Origin of the sequence: Psychrobacter immobilis (assembly GCF_904846285.1) — a bacterium.
GTDB lineage: Bacteria > Pseudomonadota > Gammaproteobacteria > Pseudomonadales > Moraxellaceae > Psychrobacter > Psychrobacter immobilis_D.
Genome location: NZ_CAJHAD010000027.1, coordinates 13,349 through 30,439, shown reverse-complemented (window position 1 = coordinate 30,439; position 17,091 = coordinate 13,349). Strand labels below are relative to the sequence as shown.

The window sequence follows — 17,091 nt, the reverse complement described above, 5'->3', positions numbered from 1 at the left end:
GATAAAATAAAATCATGATAACCAGTCAGTGATTATCATGATCGATTTGTATAAAGAGTTTTATAAGCTAACCTAAATCAGCGATAAAAATCTAAAGGGGAGAATAGCAACTAAATAAGCGTAAGTTCAGTAGCACATAGATTAAGAGTCTAACAGAGCTATGTTTGTAGGTGACTTTGTGCAATTACTGTATGGTTATTGTCAGATAAGGAAGTAGAGTTGATCCTCTACCTTTCTATTCTATGTGAGTTTTTATATCAACCTTATATTAATCAAGCGTAAAAATGCTGACTCAATACTTTTATCATCGATTTATTATCAATGATTTATTCAATAATCACGTATTTACCAGTATTTGGATCGAGAACGCGTTGCTTATTATTATCCGGCACACGAATAACAGGGAAGGTTTGACTGATTTCTGTATCTTCAAGTATTTCAGTATCTGCTTCTTGACCAACGATGACAGCTTGATTGGCATCTGTTTCAATCGCTATAGCAGTACCATTTGCCGTATTAACGCGTTTAATCTGATCTTGTGGTGCGATGATGACTTCTTTTACACGGTACTTAGCAGGGCGAATGACGCGGGTAGTTTCTACAACGACCGGTTCCATGCTACGCTCTTCAGTGATAGCGATTTCAGCCTCTAGCGCCGGTGTATCCGTTTCTTTTACCTCACTCATGATAGGCGTTGGGAATTTTGCACCAAAATGATTATCACACTGCTGCATGCTTAAACGTACTGGATTACCCGCTTTATTCATATAGACGTTAACCGGCATATCAGCGGCAATAGGGACGTATTTACCTACTAAAGCGCCTGAAACGCCGTAGCGCCCATTTGACTGTCCAACCCCTAAGTCACAAGCACCGGCTATATAGCCATCGGCTCTCAAGTTATTATTATTTACGACGGTTTTAGGAATCGTCACTTCAGATAAGCGCATTTTTTTGACAGAAGCTTCGCCCGTTTGCATCTTTGGTTTTTGATAAGTATAAGGAGTATAAGATTTGGCAGAACCATCTTTGACCGCCATGACACATTCATCGTAGCTGTCGTAACCGACGTTGCCATGATTATCAGTTGTCATGCCGGCATTGGCAGTACTCGCAAACATAGCGGCACCTGACGTCAAAATCGCGGCTGTTAATACATTCATTTTCATAATCCTTCCCTCTTAATTATTGTTAATATTTTTTCTTTGGGTTTGGTATGTTTGTGCTTGGTAGATAAAACCCGTGCAATAACCTCTTTTATCCTACGTCAGTTCTAGCAATATGGCTGTGACATTAGTCCGGAAATGTGTAGCTTAATGTATTGAAAAAGAGCAAATGGGCAACATCGTTTACCAAAGAAATACGCTTTTATTATTTATTAACATTTGTCTAAAATGTTTATGGCAACGAGGTAAAAAACATAGACAATAAAAAATATAGGTAATAAAAAACCGCCTCTTGTTGCCAAGACGCGGTCGTTACTATATTGGTTAAAATTACATTGCTTTAATTTTAACTACGGCTGTTATTAATCTTCGACTACTTCGAAGCTAATACCAGAGTGCGCTTCTAAACGTTCAATTAAACTATCTCCCATCGCCGAGGCAGGCGTCCAAAAACCACCGCCAACATCATTTTTACTAATATCTTGAGCGAGACATAATGCCGCTTGTGACAACATACGTGAGGTGCTGCCGTAACCTGGGTCTTTATCGCCCGTTACTTTGGTATTGATGGTGTCATTATTGGCAGTTTTGCCAAATAGACGAATATCAAAATAGCCATTTTCTTGCTCTTCTTTAGAAGGACCTGAGCCTGATTTAGGTAACACGTGCTTAGACAAAAGCTCTCGGCTTGGTTTAATCATCATCGCAGTAGCAAAACCTAATAAGCCTGCGCTCATCGCATAGCTTGATAGTTTGCCTTTTACGCCATCTTTCATCCACATCGCTTCGTCATATTTGAAGTCGCGACCATATTCATAGCCAAGCAGTTGGTTACTGCGATGCACGATACGGGTATTGATGCTTGCCATGACAAAAGGCGCTAACCAGCGTTTATGCTCGTCATCGTATTCTGGCTTACTGACATTGGCTTGGCGCACGTTTGGCGCTTCTTTATCGTCATTGAGCAAATAAGGGTTTGCCACTTGTTTACGGCGTGATTTATCTTGGCTGACTTCTTCAAAGATTGTCGCCATCGACGCAATCGTGCCACCAGACAAACCGCCTTTTGCCGCTTTGACGCGCATATGGATAACATCACAGGCGTTGCCAAATTTTTCTTCCGCTTTTTGCTGAGTAAAATACACGCCCAAATCTGACGGAATAGAGTCAAAACCACAAGAGTTGACGATACGCGCGCCACTTTGTTTTGCCGTATCTTGATACTTATCCATCATATCCTTGATAAAGATAGCTTCACCGGTGAGATCGACATAATCGGTACCGTTATTCACGCAAGATTTAATCAAAGGCTCACCATATTTTAGGTAAGGGCCAACGGTTGAGATAATAACTTGGCTTTGCTTGGTCATTTTATCGAGGCTAGCTGCATCGTCACTATTCGCAATGATAATGTCAACTTTGCTAGCAAGCTTAGATTGCAGCTCATTAAGTTTTTCCTCATCACGACCGGCTATCGCCCAAGTAACGTTAGCGCCATTTTTGTCTTTAGTGTTCGATAAAAATTCCGTTAAATAATGCGCGGTAATTTGTCCAACAAAGCTTGTTGCTCCGTATAAAACCACCGCATAAGGGCGTTTTTCGATTGTAGTTGATTGCTTATCATTTGACGTTTTTGTATTGTTTGAAGAATCCGTATTCATATTTATTTTCCTTATTAATTGGCTGTTACTAAATGGTAACTGTTAAACGACCATTATTAAATACTTGTTCTCAAGAGCATTGGTAAATTATTTTTACCCAATGACTTTTCTTAAGTAACTTTTTTTAAATAACTTCTTACCGAGTAATTTCCTTAAATAACTTCTTTATAAGTGACTTTTGCTAAATAACCATTTGAGAGTCATGCCTGTCAGCACTCTGGGATAGGTATAAGAAAATTGGCATTGAAAGCTATTGCAAATTTTCTCATAAAAATAGGCGAGTTTACGTAATCGTTTACTGTCTCTGCACATAAGTCCTGAAAAGCCAAGTAAAAACTTCAAAACGGTAAGATTTGCTACAAAGTTTACATAACCTATCGACATTATTACCAAAATGAACGTTTTCTAGAGGCAATCATTGCTAATCTATATTCGTAAGCAGTTATAAGTAGTATTAAAAACAAAAAGTAAAATATTGGGTAATTAAGATATTGCTAGTAAATCAAATTAGTCAACAATTAGGCTAATAACTGTCTTATAGACATTTACTGTACTTATCTTTATACCTAGTTTTCAATCATTATTTGAGGAGAATATTATGTTTCGTTGGGCTATTATTTTTGCCGTTATCGCATTGATTGCAAGTTTCCTAGGTTTTGGCGGTGTTGCTGGCCTATCTGCAAACTTTGCCTACATTCTACTAGCCATTGCTGTGATTCTATTCATTGTCGCATTTGTTAGCCGCCGTATGTAATAGAGAACAGTGACTGCTTAGATTTTAAGTATTCATTGTAATAATAAGAAAAAGTCCTCTATAGAGGACTTTTTTTATGGCTAATATTTGTAGATTTGATTGCTATCAACGCCATCAAACCTACTATCAAATACTAAAAGGTTTTAGGTTGGATGATATGCTCCATTCGTTTTGCCAAACGAACATCATGGCTAGTAATACCGCCGGTATCACCAGTAGTCAGGCGAACTTCGACCACATTATAGTTATTACTCCATTCAGGATGATGCTCTAATGCTTCAGCATGAAAAGCTGCTTGATTCATAAAGCTCATGGCTTCAATAAAATCGCTAAAGTGATAGCTTTTGACAATGCTATTACCTTCACGCTGCCAGCCTGGCAATTCTTCCAACTGCAAATCAACTTGTTGATTAGATAAACTACTCATGGTGATATCCTTTATTATTATGGTGGATGGAAAAATCACTATTAACGATAAAATAGTGTGGCGATTACGATAAGCTTCAGGCGCTTTTACTCACGTGATAAGCGCGTAGACTACAAAAACTTTGGGACAAAAAACCCACCTATTACGGATATCTTATTATTTATTTGGCTGCAAATAAATAATGAAAAACATCTGAAAGATAGGAGGGCTGTGAGGCCTCAATATTTAGAGTATATAGCTCTAGTATAGCGGTTGGTAGTAAAAACTATCATTGTTATATAGCGCTAAATACGCTCATAACTTACCTGCACTATAGCAGGTCCTGATATTCAGGGTGCTTATCGATATAAGAGGCAACAAACGAACATTGTGGTACGATTTTTTTATTATTGTCACGCGCATAGTTTAACGCATGTTTGACCAATGCCGAGCCTACGCCGCGGCCGCCCAACTCTTGCGGTACAATGGTATGGTCGTAGACCAATTTATCATCACGCTCTTGATAGCTAATATAACCAGTATGACCATCGATTGAGGTCTCAAAACGCTTCGCTTGCTCATCGTGTACGATATCTAGATTCTGTTTGTTATCATTACTCATAGAAACTCTCCATTATTAATATTTATAATTATTACTAGCTATTAATCAGACGTTTATTTTGCTTCTAGTCTGAAGCATCTTTCAATGCCAAACATCTTACTCTTAAACGCATTATCTGGGTTATTGTGGGCGTTTTTAAGCTAAGTTTCTAGTCATTTACCGTAAGGCTAGATAGGACGAATGTTAATAGCCTTACTTTATGTCAAACATCGCTACAAGAGTTTGTAATGAATGACTTTTTATAAAAGTTTTTGTGATAGAAAGCTGATAAAACAGACCGCTATCGGCAAAAAGACAGCAAAAAAAGTTAAAAGGCGCAAAACGACAGCTAAAACAGCCTGTTAGCTTGCAGGGGTTGCGCCACAATGCGATAATGGCAGACAATTTATAACCCTGATTTTTGAGGCGCAGTCCGTTTGGCACTATTGCTGAATAGGGTTTGTCAGCCTCGTTTATGCAGTCTATCGGAGTGTTAATGGCTCAATATATTTACACGATGAACAACGTGTCAAAACTTGTTCCACCTAAGCGTGAAATCTTAAAGAACATCAACCTATCATTTTTCCCTGGTGCCAAAATCGGTGTCCTTGGTATTAACGGTTCAGGTAAATCAACCTTGCTACGCATTATGGCGGGCGTGGATACTGAATTTAGTGGTGAAGCACGCGCGCAAACTGGCACCAAAATTGGTTACCTGCCGCAGGAACCACAGCTTGATGACAGTAAAGACGTGCGCGGTAACGTCGAAGATGGTATGCGTGAAGCCTTAGATGCACTTGCTCGTTTAGATGCTATTTATGCAGAATATGCTGAGCCTGATGCTGACTTTGATAAGCTTGCTGAAGAACAGGGCAAGATGGAAGACATCATCCAAGCATGGGATGCGCATAACTTAAATACCCAGCTCGAAAAAGCGGCTGATGCCTTGCGTCTGCCGCCATGGGATGCAGATGTTAGCAAACTATCTGGTGGTGAAAAACGCCGTGTGGCCCTATGCCGCCTGCTATTGTCACGCCCAGATATGCTGTTACTTGACGAACCGACTAACCATTTGGACGCTGAGTCCGTTGCATGGTTAGAGCAGTTCCTACAGAACTACAGCGGTACGATTGTCGCCATTACCCATGACCGTTATTTCTTGGATAACGTTGCTCAGTGGATTTTGGAGCTTGACCGTGGCCATGGCTATCCGTATGAAGGCAACTATACTGAGTGGCTCGAGCAAAAGAATACTCGTTTAGAGCAGCAGAATAAGCAAGAAGAATCCTTTGCTAAAGCGCTGAAAAAAGAGCTTGATTGGATTCGTAAAAACCAAAAAGGTCAGCAGGCTAAGTCTAAATCTCGTGTCCAGCGTTTTGAAGAATTGAACTCAACAGAGTTCCAAAAGCGTAACGAGACCTCTGAAATTTATATTCCACCGGGTCCTCGTTTGGGTAATAAAGTCATCGAAGTCAATGATATTTCTAAATCATTTGGTGATCGTTTGCTGTATGAAAACCTTAGCTTTAACGTCCCAGCAGGTGCTATCGTTGGTATTATTGGTCCAAATGGTGCGGGTAAAACTACGCTATTTAACATGATTACCGAACGCGATGCCCCAGATACCGGTTCAGTCGAATTGGGTGAAAGTGTCAAAGTTGCTTATGTTGGTCAGGTACGTGACAACTTAGATGACAGCAAAACGGTTTGGGAAGAAATTTCTGACGGGCTTGATATCATTACGGTTGGCGACTATACGACGCCAAGCCGCGCTTATATCGGTCGCTTTAACTTTAAAGGTTCAGATCAGCAAAAGCACGTTGGTCAATTATCAGGTGGTGAGCGTAACCGCTTGCAGCTTGCTAAGACGCTAAAACAAGGCGCGAACGTTTTGCTGCTTGATGAACCGTCAAACGATTTGGACATCGAAACCTTACGTGCGCTAGAGGATGCGATTCAAGTATTTCCAGGTACGGTAATGGTGGTCTCGCATGATCGTTGGTTCCTTGACCGTATCGCCACTCATATTTTGGCATTTGAAGAAGAGGGCCCAGTTTGGTTCGATGGTAACTATTCTGAGTTTGAAACCTATCGTAAAAAGACCATGGGTGATGACGCCAGTCCTAAGCGTATGAAGTATAAAAAGATTAGTACCTAGGACATCTAGCTAAGATAGCTATCTAACAGCCGATAAAAATATGGCTGTATAGAAGTTTAAAATTGATAATAAAAAAGACCTCTAATATATTAGAGGTCTTTTTTTGTGCTAAATGATTGAATGTTGCGGACTATAATTAACGCTTACGGCCAAATTTACGTTGCTTTTTATTACTAATTTCAGTAATCGCATGAGCAATCTCTTCTTCATTAAGGCTAGCCACTTGCTGCAAAATTTGCATCATATCAGGACTGAGTACATATTTGGCGTGATGGGCAATATGGTCGATGCGCTGATCGAAGACTAATATACCCGTCTCTTCATCTTTTTGTAGATAATCCAAACGGGTTAAAGCACCAAGGAAGCTGGTAAATAGCGCACGGTCAAAGAAGTCAGGAATGTCGTCAGCATATAGTACTGACAAGCGCTGACCCAATAGATGACAGAGGTCAACGACTTCGTTTTCAGTCAGATTACCTGAGCCTTGCTGTGCAAGCAGCGCAAGGGTCATAAAGTAACGCTCAAGGCTCTGTTCGACAGGCGTCGCGAGCACTTGTAGCTGCTGATAGCATTTACTATTGGTTTCAGGCACGCTCAATATACCATCGCTTAACTCTACAATCAGTCCACTCGCAAGCAAGCTATCGACTTTCTTGTCGAGCGTTTCTGTCAAACCATGGGCTGGATAGTATAAGAACAGCTCGCTTTGAAGGAATGGATATAATTGTTCGGCAATGCTGTTCAAACGACTGCGCTCGATGCGACCATTGCGTGCTACCAGTGCCGCTAGGAATGATAATAAAATAAAGACATGCAAAATATTATTACGGAAATAGCTTAATAGTGCAGCTTGCTTACCAGCAATTTGAATAATATCGCCCAAGATATGCGGTATACGCTCGATAAGCTTGAGCTTAATACCATAATCGATGATTTGCTGCGGCGACATATCGGTGATGACGGTATCAGCTGAGTAAGGTAGTTGCTGCGCTAGACCTTGATATAGGGCAATTTGCTCACGGCAAATTTCTTCGTCAAGCGCTGATTTTGGTGCAGATAATAATACCAACGATAATAGTGATACAGGGGTAATAACCGCTGCTTTATTGATATGCTGCATCACTTTGACGCCGATATTATCGACCATAGCGCTGGTTTTATCATCGAGGGGCGTATCGGTGCGATCGGCAGGTAAGCTGTTGGCCGGCACATCGAATTTTGTCATAAAGTCGCTAAGGTATAGCGGCGTGCCAAAGCTTAAATGTACATTACCAAAGATACGCTCAATCTTACGCCCAACTTTGAGTAAACCTATTAACGATTCAGATTCTTTTGGCTTGCCCTTTAGTTCACCAACATAGGTACCACCTTCCATAATGCGCTCGTAACCGATATAGGTTGGTATAAATACCACTGGCTTCACAGAATGACGTAATTGACTGTGTACTGTCATGGCCAGCATACCCATCTTAGGCGGTAATAGTCGTCCTGAACGCGAACGACCACCTTCGATAAAGTACTCAATCGGCGTATTACGGGTAATCAATGTGTGCATATATTCACGCAGTACCGCGGTATACAGCGCGTTACCACGGAAGCTACGACGAATATAAAAGGCAACGGCGCCGCGTAATAATGGCCCTAATACGGGCACATCTAAATTGTCACCGGCAGCAACATAAGGAATGCTCAGACCGCGCTTATAAATGACATAAGAGAGCAGTAGATAGTCGACATGACTACGGTGACAAGGCACATAAACCAGTTCGTGATCTGCCGCTAGCTCACGCACACGCTCAAAGTGATGCACTTCGACGCCATCATAAAGCTGGGTCCACAACCAAGTGAGGAATTTATAAAAACCACGCACAATCGAGTGCGAATAGTCATTAACCATCTCATTGGCGTAGCCTTTTGCCAACATACGCGCTTCACGTACGCTGGTACCTGACTCAGCGGCTTCAGCTTCTATGGCATGTTTAATAGCTGGCGAATATACCAGTTTATCGACCAAGTTACGTCTGTCTGACAAATCAGGACCGAGCATACTGGCACGCTGTTTGTCTAAGTAAATATTAAGCTGTTGTTGCAACGAGCGCACCAGTTCGCGATTGCCATCAGCTGCTGCAACCATGGCATAGCTCGGTGCTTCGTCGCCATCATTTACGATATTGCTGCTATCTTTTAAATCGTTAGCTTTTAATTCGCTATTTTCTAAAGTGCTGTCTTCTAAGGTGCTATCTTTTAATAAACTGTCTTGTGCGAAGCTATCTGTTAAATCGCTGGCTACTGAATCGAATACAGAAAATCCTTCGCCATCGCCTTTAAGACTGTCATTAATAAGCGTACGTAAGTCTTGTGGCGGATGGAATTGCACAAAGGTGTCGCGTCCCATGACGCCGATATTAAATAGCTGCTTGGTGATACTGGGGTCTTGCCAGTTATCGGCCGTCAATAGCTTAAATAACGAGTCTTCTTTTTCTGGCGCGCGTCCCCATAGGATGGAGACGGGTACCAAGCGCACTTTCAATTCTGGATGTTGCAAAACGGCAGAAACCAAGCGCGATAAGCGAGGGGATAGCTGGCTGTCTTTGGCATGTGGATGATGTAAAAATATAATCGCCGCATTTTCTTTAATGCCGTGGGCAATATCTTGTACCCCAACCAAGGCGGGTGGCAGATTGTGCTCTTGCGTTTGCAGGTCAATCAAAATACTGTTGGAGCGCGAATAGTCTTGCAGCACATAAAACCTGAGGATATTGTCGTCGTCATCAAATTCTGGCAATTCGCCCAATAGCTTTGGTTTGACGGCAACATCAAGCATCTGCCCCGATAGCTTACGATACAGCTTATTAATCGGTGCATTAGAATAGGGTTTTGGCACGACTGGGCTGATATCAGTGTCTAAGTCTTTAGTCACTGCCGTATCGTTGGTCGCTACGGGCGCTTTAAAAATCCGTTTTTTTAAGAACTTCGGTATCATAATCAGTATCAAAATTAGTCAAATATGTTGTGCTTATGATGCCATAAAAGCCATCAAAGCGATATATGGTGTCTGTATATACTGTTAATTTTAACAATATCACCAGACAATATATCAGCTAAGATGGCTATTTAGAGGCGCAATTATTTGAAGTCATAGGTAGAAAAATTAGCGATTTCACATCATATTGTATTAAGATTAAAGCAGAATTAAGATATTGTTCTTCAAATCCTTTTTAAATTTATTCTCTAACCTTTTATCTAAGCTAAAAACATTATGACTCCTGCTATCAAACTTGCCAAACAACGTAACCTTGATTATAAGCTGCATGAATATACTCACGACAGTAATGCTGCGTCTTTTGGTTTGGAAGCTGCTGAGAAACTGGCCATTGCTGCCGAGCGTGTATTTAAAACCTTGGTGGTCACAACCGATACCGGCGCTCTAGCAGTGGCTATTTTACCCGTGGATAAAACCTTAAATTTCAAAAAAATGGCCAAGGCGCTATCTGCTCATAAAATACTGACCTGCAAAAAAGTGCAAATGGCAGATCCAAAGCAGGTCGAACGAACTACCGGCTATGTGCTTGGCGGTGTCAGTCCATTGGGTCAAAAAAAGCGCTTAGCGACGATCATTCATACCTCCGCGCAAGAGCAAAGTAGCATCTATGTCAGTGGCGGTCGCCGAGGTCTGGAGATTGAATTGCCGCCTGAGCAATTGGCAACCACCCTTTCGGCGTGCTTTGCAGATATTGTTGATGATTGATTTCTAACAGGCTTTACCATTTCTAAGGATTCTATCTATGCCGCATTTAACCATTCAAGTGACACCCAATGTCATCATTACTCATAAAGAATCATTTCTTAAAGCATTAAATCAAGCATTATGGGACAGTGGGCATTTTGCTAAGCCAGCTGATATCAAAGCACGTATCATACCGATTGAGACATTCTTGGTGGGTATTGCAGACGATGAGCAACGCAGTGGCTTTATTTATGCTCATCTAAAAATAATGAGCGGTCGTGACGAGGTCATACGGCATCAGCTCGCTGAGCTATTAACGGCTGCCATAGAAAAGGCGTTAGATGGCGAGCAATCAGGGCGCGTAGGCGTACAAATCTGTGTTGAGGTGGAAGAAATCAGCGCGATTTATCATAAGAAGATGCTTGCGGACTAATAAGTGCTTATGAATTATTATGAGTATTTTTATAAACTTATAAATACTCGCATAAGGATTCACTGGCATATTTAGGTAATATCATCACTTCAACTTTATAACCGGCCGTTTTACCTTGAGTGGACATCAAATTGCGCGCGATACGTAAGCGATATTCTCCGGTGGCGGGTAGGCAACCTTGATAAATGATACCGCCTTTGGTGCCATCCTGTGTGCCGTTTGGCATATGTAATATGCCGACATTGGCAGTTTCAGGCGTGCCCGTAAGTGGTGCAATATTAATAATGGCATATTGCCAACTACTGGCATCAAAGCGATACCAGCGCTCATTTTCATTGGGTTTTAATTTCCCAGTCACCGTGCTACTGATAGCACCTTTGGCAAAATGAATAGGGGTGTCGCTACTTTTAGCCAATGCACTATTTGCGCCCACACTGATTAAGCTGGCACTAAGTAACAGCGTGTTTATCGTCCGTGTGGTTAATAAGTTGCTCTTGTTATGAATGGAAAACATCATTATCTCCTCATTTAGTTTGTCATCTATCTATTACTTCCAGCTTTAGTATTTTCTGACTTTCAGTTAAGCATAAAAAAGCGCCTAAATAATAGGCGCTTTTCTTATCAATCATTAATTAATACTTTTGCAATTCTAATCTAGGAAAGCAAAGTTATCGATGTCCATCGCTGTCATGCTGCTGCTTGGTGCAACCATGCCTTCGGCATGACCTGAAGTACGTGGTAACAACTTATCGAAATAGAATTCTGCCGTTTGGATTTTGGCTTTGTAGAATTCTGGTGATTCTGTACCGCCGTTTTCAAGCTTTTCATAAGCAACCGCTGCCATACGCGCCCAGTGGTAACCCATCATCACATAGCCTGAGTACATCAAAAAGTCATCTGATGCCGCTGAGATGATTTCACGGTCTTTACGTGCCATCAGCATTAAGCGTACAGTAAGAGTATTCCACTCAGCACATAGCTTAGTCAATGCCCAAACGAATTTGCGCATGTCTTTATCTAAGGCATACTCGCCACACCATTTCATGATGCTTGAGGTGTAATCACGGATGATTTTGCCTTTAGATTGCAAGATAACTTTACGACCCAATAAATCTAGTGCTTGGATACCGGTCGTGCCTTCGTACATGGTGGCGATACGAGCATCACGAGCGATCAGCTCCATGCCCCATTCTTTGATATAGCCGTGACCGCCATAGACTTGCTGACCGTGTTTGGCCGCTTCAATACCAAGCTCAGTTAAGAAGCCTTTTAGGATTGGCGTATAGAAGCCTAATTTGTCATCCCACTTCTCAAATTCTGCATCATCACCATTGGCGATGCCTTGAGACATTTTATCGGCATAGCGAGCTGAATGATAAATCATTGAGCGACCGCCTTCTGCAAAGGCTTTTTGGGTCAATAGCATACGGCGAACGTCTGCATGATGAATGATGGCATCAGCCACTTTTTCAGGCTCTTTGGTACCTGACAAGGTGCGCATAGAACGACGGTCTTTAGCGTATGGTAGGGCGTTTTGGAATGACAATTCAGTATGCGCCAAACCTTGGATACCGGTACCAATACGGGCGGTGTTCATAAAGGTGAACATGGCTTTTAGACCTTTGTTTGGCTCACCAATTAAGTAACCAACCGCATCATCAAAGTTCAGGACACAAGTCGCTGATGAGCTGATACCCATTTTGTGTTCGATAGAGCCACAACCAACGCCATTACGCTCGCCGATTTCGCCTTCAGCATTTGGTAGGAATTTCGGTACGATAAATAATGAGATACCGCGTGTGCCTTCTGGTGCATCTGGTAGGCGCGCTAGTACGATGTGAATAATGTTTTCAGTTAAATCATGCTCACCGCTTGAGATGAAAATCTTAGTGCCGCTAAGCTTATAACTACCGTCTTCTTGCGGGATGGCTTTCGACTTAACTTGACCCAAATCTGTACCACATTGTGGTTCAGTCAGACACATGGTGCCCGCCCAAGAGCCTTCAACCAGTTTATGTAAGTAAGTTTCTTTTTGCTCATCCGTACCATATTGCATAATGGTATTGATACAACCAGTCGATAGACCAGGATACATTGCCCAAGGCCAGTTAGCCGTACCGATGATTTCAGCTTTAATCAAGTTGATTGACATTGGTAGGTTCATACCACCGAATTTTTCAGGGTACGAAATACCTTGCCAGCCGCCTTCAACGAACTGGTTATAAGCTTCTTTAAAGCCTTTAGGAGTCGTGACCACGCCATTCTCAAAATGACAGCCTTCTGCATCTGCTGGCTGATAAAGTGGTGCAAGGACGTTTTCGGCAAAGTCAGCCATACCTTGAAGAATCATATCAACCGTTTCAGGATCAGCGTTTTCACCGTTGTCTAAATCTTTATAGTGGGTTTGGAAGTCAAAAACATCATTTATCAAAAACTTGATATCACGCAAAGGTGCTTTGTAAGTTAACATAGTCGCTCTCTTTGGTTATTCGCTAATATAGACTGTCAGCTTAGTAGGTAAGCGACGGTTTATGTAAGCGGTTGTTTAATTATTTGGGGTAATGGTGGACAATATCAGGCGTTGTCATGCAGTTTTATTAAGAACAGCTTATCCATTTCGATAACCGTTAAGGCGTCCTTGATAAAAAATAGCTGTTTTGGCATTGAGGTCAGTATAAATCTTATATAGCGACAAATATACAACTAATAACTAATATTCATAATTTGATATTAAAAACAAAACATTTGGTTATAAATATAGAATATTGTTTTGAATGACCCTTTTTATTTTGAACTGTCTATCACTCGCATAATGTGGTTTAAAGATAGATGATAGTAGCAAAAATATTTAACGATATGATTTACGTGAACCAATAAGATGAATGATGAATAAAAGAAAGCCAATTATGAGCGCATCAAAGCGCCAAGCAAAACATAAGTCACAACACAAGGTAACGCCAGCATCTTGGCTAACAGCATTATTTGCGCGCTTAAAAAATCTCATCGACGGCGAACTCAATCACTTGCTGACGGTCAATCGTAGCAAGCGCCCGTGGCATATGCCGATTATCGCCGCGATTGCGATTAGCTTTCCGGTATTTGTGGGTGCCTACTTTGACGCCTTATCGTCTGGTATCAAAGCGTCTTTGGGGGCGATGGTTATTTTAAACGTACCCTTAATCGGTAAGCTGCCGTATCGGTTGGTGACAGTGATGGCATGGGGCTTTGCGATGTCGTTGTGCTTTGCGCTCGGTTTGATAGCACAGCAAATCCCGCCATTAAAATTGCCCATATTTACCTTGATGGCTTTTGGTATTGTTATTTTTGGGCGTTATTATCGCCAGCCGCCGCCCGCAGGTTTGTTCGTGATGATGGCGGGAGCGATTGCGCTATTTATACCGCTGCCTTTAGAAGACGTCATGCCAGCCACGGGTTTGGTAATGCTCGGCAGCGGCTTTGCCTTGGTGATGGCGCTGTTATATTCGCTGTTTTTATTGGCGACGCGCCCATCAACGCCGACACCTACTTATAGCTATGAGCCCGATACCATCACGGAAAGTGTGATTGTCGCCGGTTTTGTCAGTTTAGCGCTAGTTATCGCGCTTACCTTAAATTTATCAAATCCGTATTGGGCGGCGGTCAGCTGTTTTTTGATTATCCAAGGCATTCATTTGCGTACCATGTGGATTAAGCAGATACATCGCTTGCTTGGGACGATATTAGGCGTGGGGCTGGCGGGTTGGATGCTATCGTGGGGTTTGCCGATATGGGGCGTGGCGCTGGCGATATTGGCAATGATGCTGTGTATTGAAACCTTGGTTGACCGCCACTATGGGCTGGCGGTGATATTTATCACGCCGCTAACGATATTTATTGCTGAATACGGCAGTGGCTTACCTTTTTCTGAGCAAGCTTACCAAGAAGTCATTTTGGCACGTTTGTTTGATACCATTATTGGTTGCTTGGTCGGTTTAAGCGGCGGCGTGGTGATGCATTCAACCAATTTACGCGTACCGCTGCGCCGGATGGAAGATTGGTTATTGGCGCGTTTTGGTTAAAGTAATGCTTTTTAAATGAAGATATATATGATTAAAAAAGGCCGTATAAATAATATTTATACGGCCTTTTTTAATCGTCACGTTTAATACCTTCAATACTTTAAAGACGTTTAAAAATAGCAATCAATGCGCTTGTAAGGTTTTAGTGACTTTTACCACATCAATCGTATGTCCCGTCCAACACTCAAAGCTTAACGCCGCTTGCCCGATAAGCATGCCATAACCATCTGATATTTGTGCGCCGCGCTTGGCAAAATGCTGTAAAAATGGCAGCTCACGTCCATACATCATATCGTAGGCATAATGACCACTGAGTTCGTCGCTAAGCAGCAGCGTATCGCCCGATAAACCAATCGAGGTGGCATTGATAATGATATCAAACTCACCGCTTAGCGCTTCAGTGCTACAAGTTTTAATTTGCTGCTTAGCAATCGTCTCACTCCCTGCGCTTAGCTCAGTAACTAAATTTGTCGCTTTACTCAATGTACGATTGGCAAGGGTTAGCTCGGCGATACCCGCTTCAATCAATGGCAATATCACCCCACGTGCCGCGCCGCCTGCACCGATAATTGCCACGCGCGCACCCTTTAGCGGCCAGCCTAAGCTTTTGATGTGATTGACCAAACCTTGACCGTCGGTATTATCACCATATATTGCCTCGGCTATCGGCGTGCCACTTTTTAGCAGCGCTTTATTTAGCAGCAAGGTATTGACTGCGCCAGCGACCTTGGCGTGCTCAGACAAGCCGCCACGCGCCACGCAGCAATCATAAGCCACTTGCTTAAAGGGCACGGTCACATTGGCACCAACGCCGCCGCCCTGAAAAAACGCCTCAATCAACGCAGTAAAACTGGCTGCATCATCGGGGCAATACTGGCGCTGATAGCTAATATTGATACCCACCTGCGCTGCAAATTGCGTATGGATTTCAGGAGATTTACTGTGGGCAATCGGATTGCCAATAACGATAAAATGCTGGGTCATAAAGGGTCCGCTGGCTATAAGGGTTAAAATATTGGCAAAATTAACAGGCAAGAAGTTATCAATAAAAAGTTGATAATCTAATCATTTCAATCCTCTCACTCAATCGCGCTTCTTCCGTTCATCATAGGGGATAACGCTATCTTGCACAAATTTGTACTGGGTCAATTAATGCTTTAATAGATGATATTTTTCCTCGTGAGGTCTTTAACAAATCTGTACTCTGTGGGAGTGTTATCCGTAACGTAAAGGCTAGTCAAGTGTTAAGCAGTTGGGTAAACTAGGGAGCATCAAAATTTCTATTGGCTTTGTGTTTTAATAACTACTACAGTATAAAAAGAAAAGACCAGTCGATAACAGAGTATATAAATATAAAAAATTAACAGACATTGTTCATTACCAGCGGCATCGCTGTCCGCTCGTTGATACTATTTTCAGAACTTTATAAAAGTGTGAGTAAATTGCCTATGTTGAAGAATAGCCTACAGACCCTGATGGTCGGTACGATAATGGCAGTTGGCGTGTCTTTGAGCGCCTGTAATAGCAACAAAGAAAGCGATACAGCAACTGAAGACGTCAGCGCTGAGAGTAGCGAGCAGACCGTCGCTGAAACCTCCAAAACAGATAATCCCAAGGCAAATGCTGACCTCGATGGCGCCACTGCGGCGCAAGGAACACCGGTAAAATACGATGTTGCTTCATGGAGCAAGGGTAAAGTAAAAACCCTCAACGTCGATGAGCTTAGCGCGATAAATTCAGCATTTGGTAAAGTGGTCAGCACTGATGAAAATAGCTTGGATTATGCCAGTAATCCGGCGTCCAAATATCGCTTTATGCAGAATGATGCACCATATTTAGACTTGATTGATTCTGAAAAATATCTCGAGCTTGGCTGGTATTTTGCCAATCCGACCGACTCTGATAAAGAAAAAGAGCTCAGTCAAAACCATGCCAAAAAATCTTATCAGCTTGCACGCCAACTGATGGGCGATGAAGGCGGCAAGCTGGTCGCTGATATGCTCGGTGGTCAAATTATCAAAAATAAAACCATCGGCGGTCAAAAAGTAGAGCTGGCAAAATGCGAGTTTTATAGCTGTATGCTGGTGATTAATAAATCCGCTTCTCAAGCCGCTGATAAATAAGCGG

14 protein-coding genes are annotated in these 17,091 nt (G+C 42.2%); 6 read left to right on the top strand and 8 right to left on the bottom strand.

Translation table 11 applies throughout. The annotated features are described in order from the left end of the window. Positions 1 to 326 precede the first annotated feature (326 nt). Together JMX13_RS12370 and JMX13_RS12365 are read right to left on the bottom strand one after the other, a co-directional pair. Positions 327 to 1,163 (bottom strand): hypothetical protein, encoded by an 837-nt coding sequence (locus JMX13_RS12370; RefSeq protein ID WP_227686318.1) that lies wholly within the window; start codon positions 1,161 to 1,163, stop codon positions 327 to 329. A gap of 365 nt (positions 1,164 to 1,528) precedes the next feature. Further along, positions 1,529 to 2,827 carry a saccharopine dehydrogenase family protein gene (locus JMX13_RS12365; RefSeq protein WP_201612994.1) on the bottom strand — a complete coding sequence of 433 codons (1,299 nt, stop codon included), beginning with the start codon at positions 2,825 to 2,827 and terminating at the stop codon, positions 1,529 to 1,531. A gap of 598 nt (positions 2,828 to 3,425) precedes the next feature. Here JMX13_RS12365 and JMX13_RS12360 point away from each other — a divergent pair. Beyond that, positions 3,426 to 3,581 (top strand): DUF1328 domain-containing protein, encoded by a 156-nt coding sequence (locus JMX13_RS12360; RefSeq protein ID WP_068407724.1) that lies wholly within the window; start codon positions 3,426 to 3,428, stop codon positions 3,579 to 3,581. Positions 3,582 to 3,714: 133 nt separating this feature from the next. Here JMX13_RS12360 and JMX13_RS12355 read toward each other — a convergent pair whose 3' ends face one another. Both JMX13_RS12355 and JMX13_RS12350 read right to left on the bottom strand, forming a co-directional pair. Further along, entirely contained in the window at positions 3,715 to 4,008 is a 294-nt protein-coding gene (locus JMX13_RS12355) for a 4a-hydroxytetrahydrobiopterin dehydratase (RefSeq protein ID WP_201612992.1), read from the bottom strand. A gap of 310 nt (positions 4,009 to 4,318) precedes the next feature. Continuing rightward, positions 4,319 to 4,609 carry a GNAT family N-acetyltransferase gene (locus JMX13_RS12350; protein WP_201545292.1) on the bottom strand — a complete coding sequence of 97 codons (291 nt, stop codon included), beginning with the start codon at positions 4,607 to 4,609 and terminating at the stop codon, positions 4,319 to 4,321. Between the two features lie 475 nt (positions 4,610 to 5,084). On the opposite strand from JMX13_RS12350, the gene ettA reads away from it, so the two are divergent. Next, complete coding sequence (gene ettA, locus JMX13_RS12345) at positions 5,085 to 6,746, top strand: energy-dependent translational throttle protein EttA (protein ID WP_201612990.1); 1,662 nt, start codon at positions 5,085 to 5,087, stop codon at positions 6,744 to 6,746. 136 nt (positions 6,747 to 6,882) lie between these two features. Here ettA and plsB read toward each other — a convergent pair whose 3' ends face one another. Next, on the bottom strand, positions 6,883 to 9,729 hold the full coding sequence (gene plsB, locus JMX13_RS12340; protein WP_201612987.1) for a glycerol-3-phosphate 1-O-acyltransferase PlsB: 2,847 nt from the start codon (positions 9,727 to 9,729) through the stop codon (positions 6,883 to 6,885). 276 nt (positions 9,730 to 10,005) lie between these two features. Between plsB and ybaK the strand changes: the two genes are divergently transcribed. Together ybaK and JMX13_RS12330 are read left to right on the top strand one after the other, a co-directional pair. Then, a complete protein-coding gene (gene ybaK / locus JMX13_RS12335; RefSeq protein ID WP_201612984.1) occupies positions 10,006 to 10,494 on the top strand; it encodes a Cys-tRNA(Pro) deacylase in 489 nt (162 codons plus the stop codon). Between the two features lie 37 nt (positions 10,495 to 10,531). Beyond that, positions 10,532 to 10,906 (top strand): 5-carboxymethyl-2-hydroxymuconate Delta-isomerase, encoded by a 375-nt coding sequence (locus JMX13_RS12330; protein WP_201612982.1) that lies wholly within the window; start codon positions 10,532 to 10,534, stop codon positions 10,904 to 10,906. Positions 10,907 to 10,943: 37 nt separating this feature from the next. Here the strand turns inward: JMX13_RS12330 and JMX13_RS12325 are convergent, their stop codons facing one another. Both JMX13_RS12325 and JMX13_RS12320 read right to left on the bottom strand, forming a co-directional pair. After that, positions 10,944 to 11,423: a hypothetical protein gene (locus JMX13_RS12325; protein WP_227686317.1), complete on the bottom strand. Its 480-nt coding sequence runs from the start codon at positions 11,421 to 11,423 to the stop codon at positions 10,944 to 10,946. Between the two features lie 132 nt (positions 11,424 to 11,555). Further along, positions 11,556 to 13,376, bottom strand: coding sequence for an acyl-CoA dehydrogenase C-terminal domain-containing protein (locus JMX13_RS12320; RefSeq protein ID WP_201545314.1), 1,821 nt, complete (start codon positions 13,374 to 13,376; stop codon positions 11,556 to 11,558). A gap of 436 nt (positions 13,377 to 13,812) precedes the next feature. Here JMX13_RS12320 and JMX13_RS12315 point away from each other — a divergent pair, with 436 nt between their 5' ends. After that, positions 13,813 to 14,964 carry an FUSC family protein gene (locus JMX13_RS12315; protein ID WP_201612980.1) on the top strand — a complete coding sequence of 384 codons (1,152 nt, stop codon included), beginning with the start codon at positions 13,813 to 13,815 and terminating at the stop codon, positions 14,962 to 14,964. A 123-nt stretch (positions 14,965 to 15,087) separates the two neighbouring features. Here JMX13_RS12315 and aroE read toward each other — a convergent pair whose 3' ends face one another. Beyond that, positions 15,088 to 15,948, bottom strand: coding sequence for a shikimate dehydrogenase (aroE, locus tag JMX13_RS12310; protein ID WP_201612978.1), 861 nt, complete (start codon positions 15,946 to 15,948; stop codon positions 15,088 to 15,090). Positions 15,949 to 16,412: 464 nt separating this feature from the next. Here aroE and JMX13_RS12305 point away from each other — a divergent pair, with 464 nt between their 5' ends. Beyond that, positions 16,413 to 17,087: a hypothetical protein gene (locus JMX13_RS12305; protein ID WP_201612976.1), complete on the top strand. Its 675-nt coding sequence runs from the start codon at positions 16,413 to 16,415 to the stop codon at positions 17,085 to 17,087. Positions 17,088 to 17,091: the final 4 nt, after the last annotated feature.

Excerpts from the sequence above, each read along its gene's own strand:
- JMX13_RS12370 (WP_227686318.1), bottom strand. The coding sequence starts at position 1,163 with ATGAATGTATTAACAGCCGCGATTTTGACGTCAGGTGCCGCTATGTTT.
- JMX13_RS12330 (WP_201612982.1), top strand. The coding sequence starts at position 10,532 with ATGCCGCATTTAACCATTCAAGTGACACCCAATGTCATCATTACTCAT.
- ettA (WP_201612990.1), top strand. The coding sequence starts at position 5,085 with ATGGCTCAATATATTTACACGATGAACAACGTGTCAAAACTTGTTCCA.
- JMX13_RS12360 (WP_068407724.1), top strand. The coding sequence starts at position 3,426 with ATGTTTCGTTGGGCTATTATTTTTGCCGTTATCGCATTGATTGCAAGT.
- JMX13_RS12315 (WP_201612980.1), top strand. The coding sequence starts at position 13,813 with ATGAGCGCATCAAAGCGCCAAGCAAAACATAAGTCACAACACAAGGTA.
- JMX13_RS12320 (WP_201545314.1), bottom strand. The coding sequence starts at position 13,376 with ATGTTAACTTACAAAGCACCTTTGCGTGATATCAAGTTTTTGATAAAT.
- JMX13_RS12325 (WP_227686317.1), bottom strand. The coding sequence starts at position 11,423 with ATGATGTTTTCCATTCATAACAAGAGCAACTTATTAACCACACGGACG.
- aroE (WP_201612978.1), bottom strand. The coding sequence starts at position 15,948 with ATGACCCAGCATTTTATCGTTATTGGCAATCCGATTGCCCACAGTAAA.
- ybaK (WP_201612984.1), top strand. The coding sequence starts at position 10,006 with ATGACTCCTGCTATCAAACTTGCCAAACAACGTAACCTTGATTATAAG.
- JMX13_RS12305 (WP_201612976.1), top strand. The coding sequence starts at position 16,413 with ATGTTGAAGAATAGCCTACAGACCCTGATGGTCGGTACGATAATGGCA.
- JMX13_RS12355 (WP_201612992.1), bottom strand. The coding sequence starts at position 4,008 with ATGAGTAGTTTATCTAATCAACAAGTTGATTTGCAGTTGGAAGAATTG.
- plsB (WP_201612987.1), bottom strand. The coding sequence starts at position 9,729 with ATGATACCGAAGTTCTTAAAAAAACGGATTTTTAAAGCGCCCGTAGCG.
- JMX13_RS12350 (WP_201545292.1), bottom strand. The coding sequence starts at position 4,609 with ATGAGTAATGATAACAAACAGAATCTAGATATCGTACACGATGAGCAA.
- JMX13_RS12365 (WP_201612994.1), bottom strand. The coding sequence starts at position 2,827 with ATGAATACGGATTCTTCAAACAATACAAAAACGTCAAATGATAAGCAA.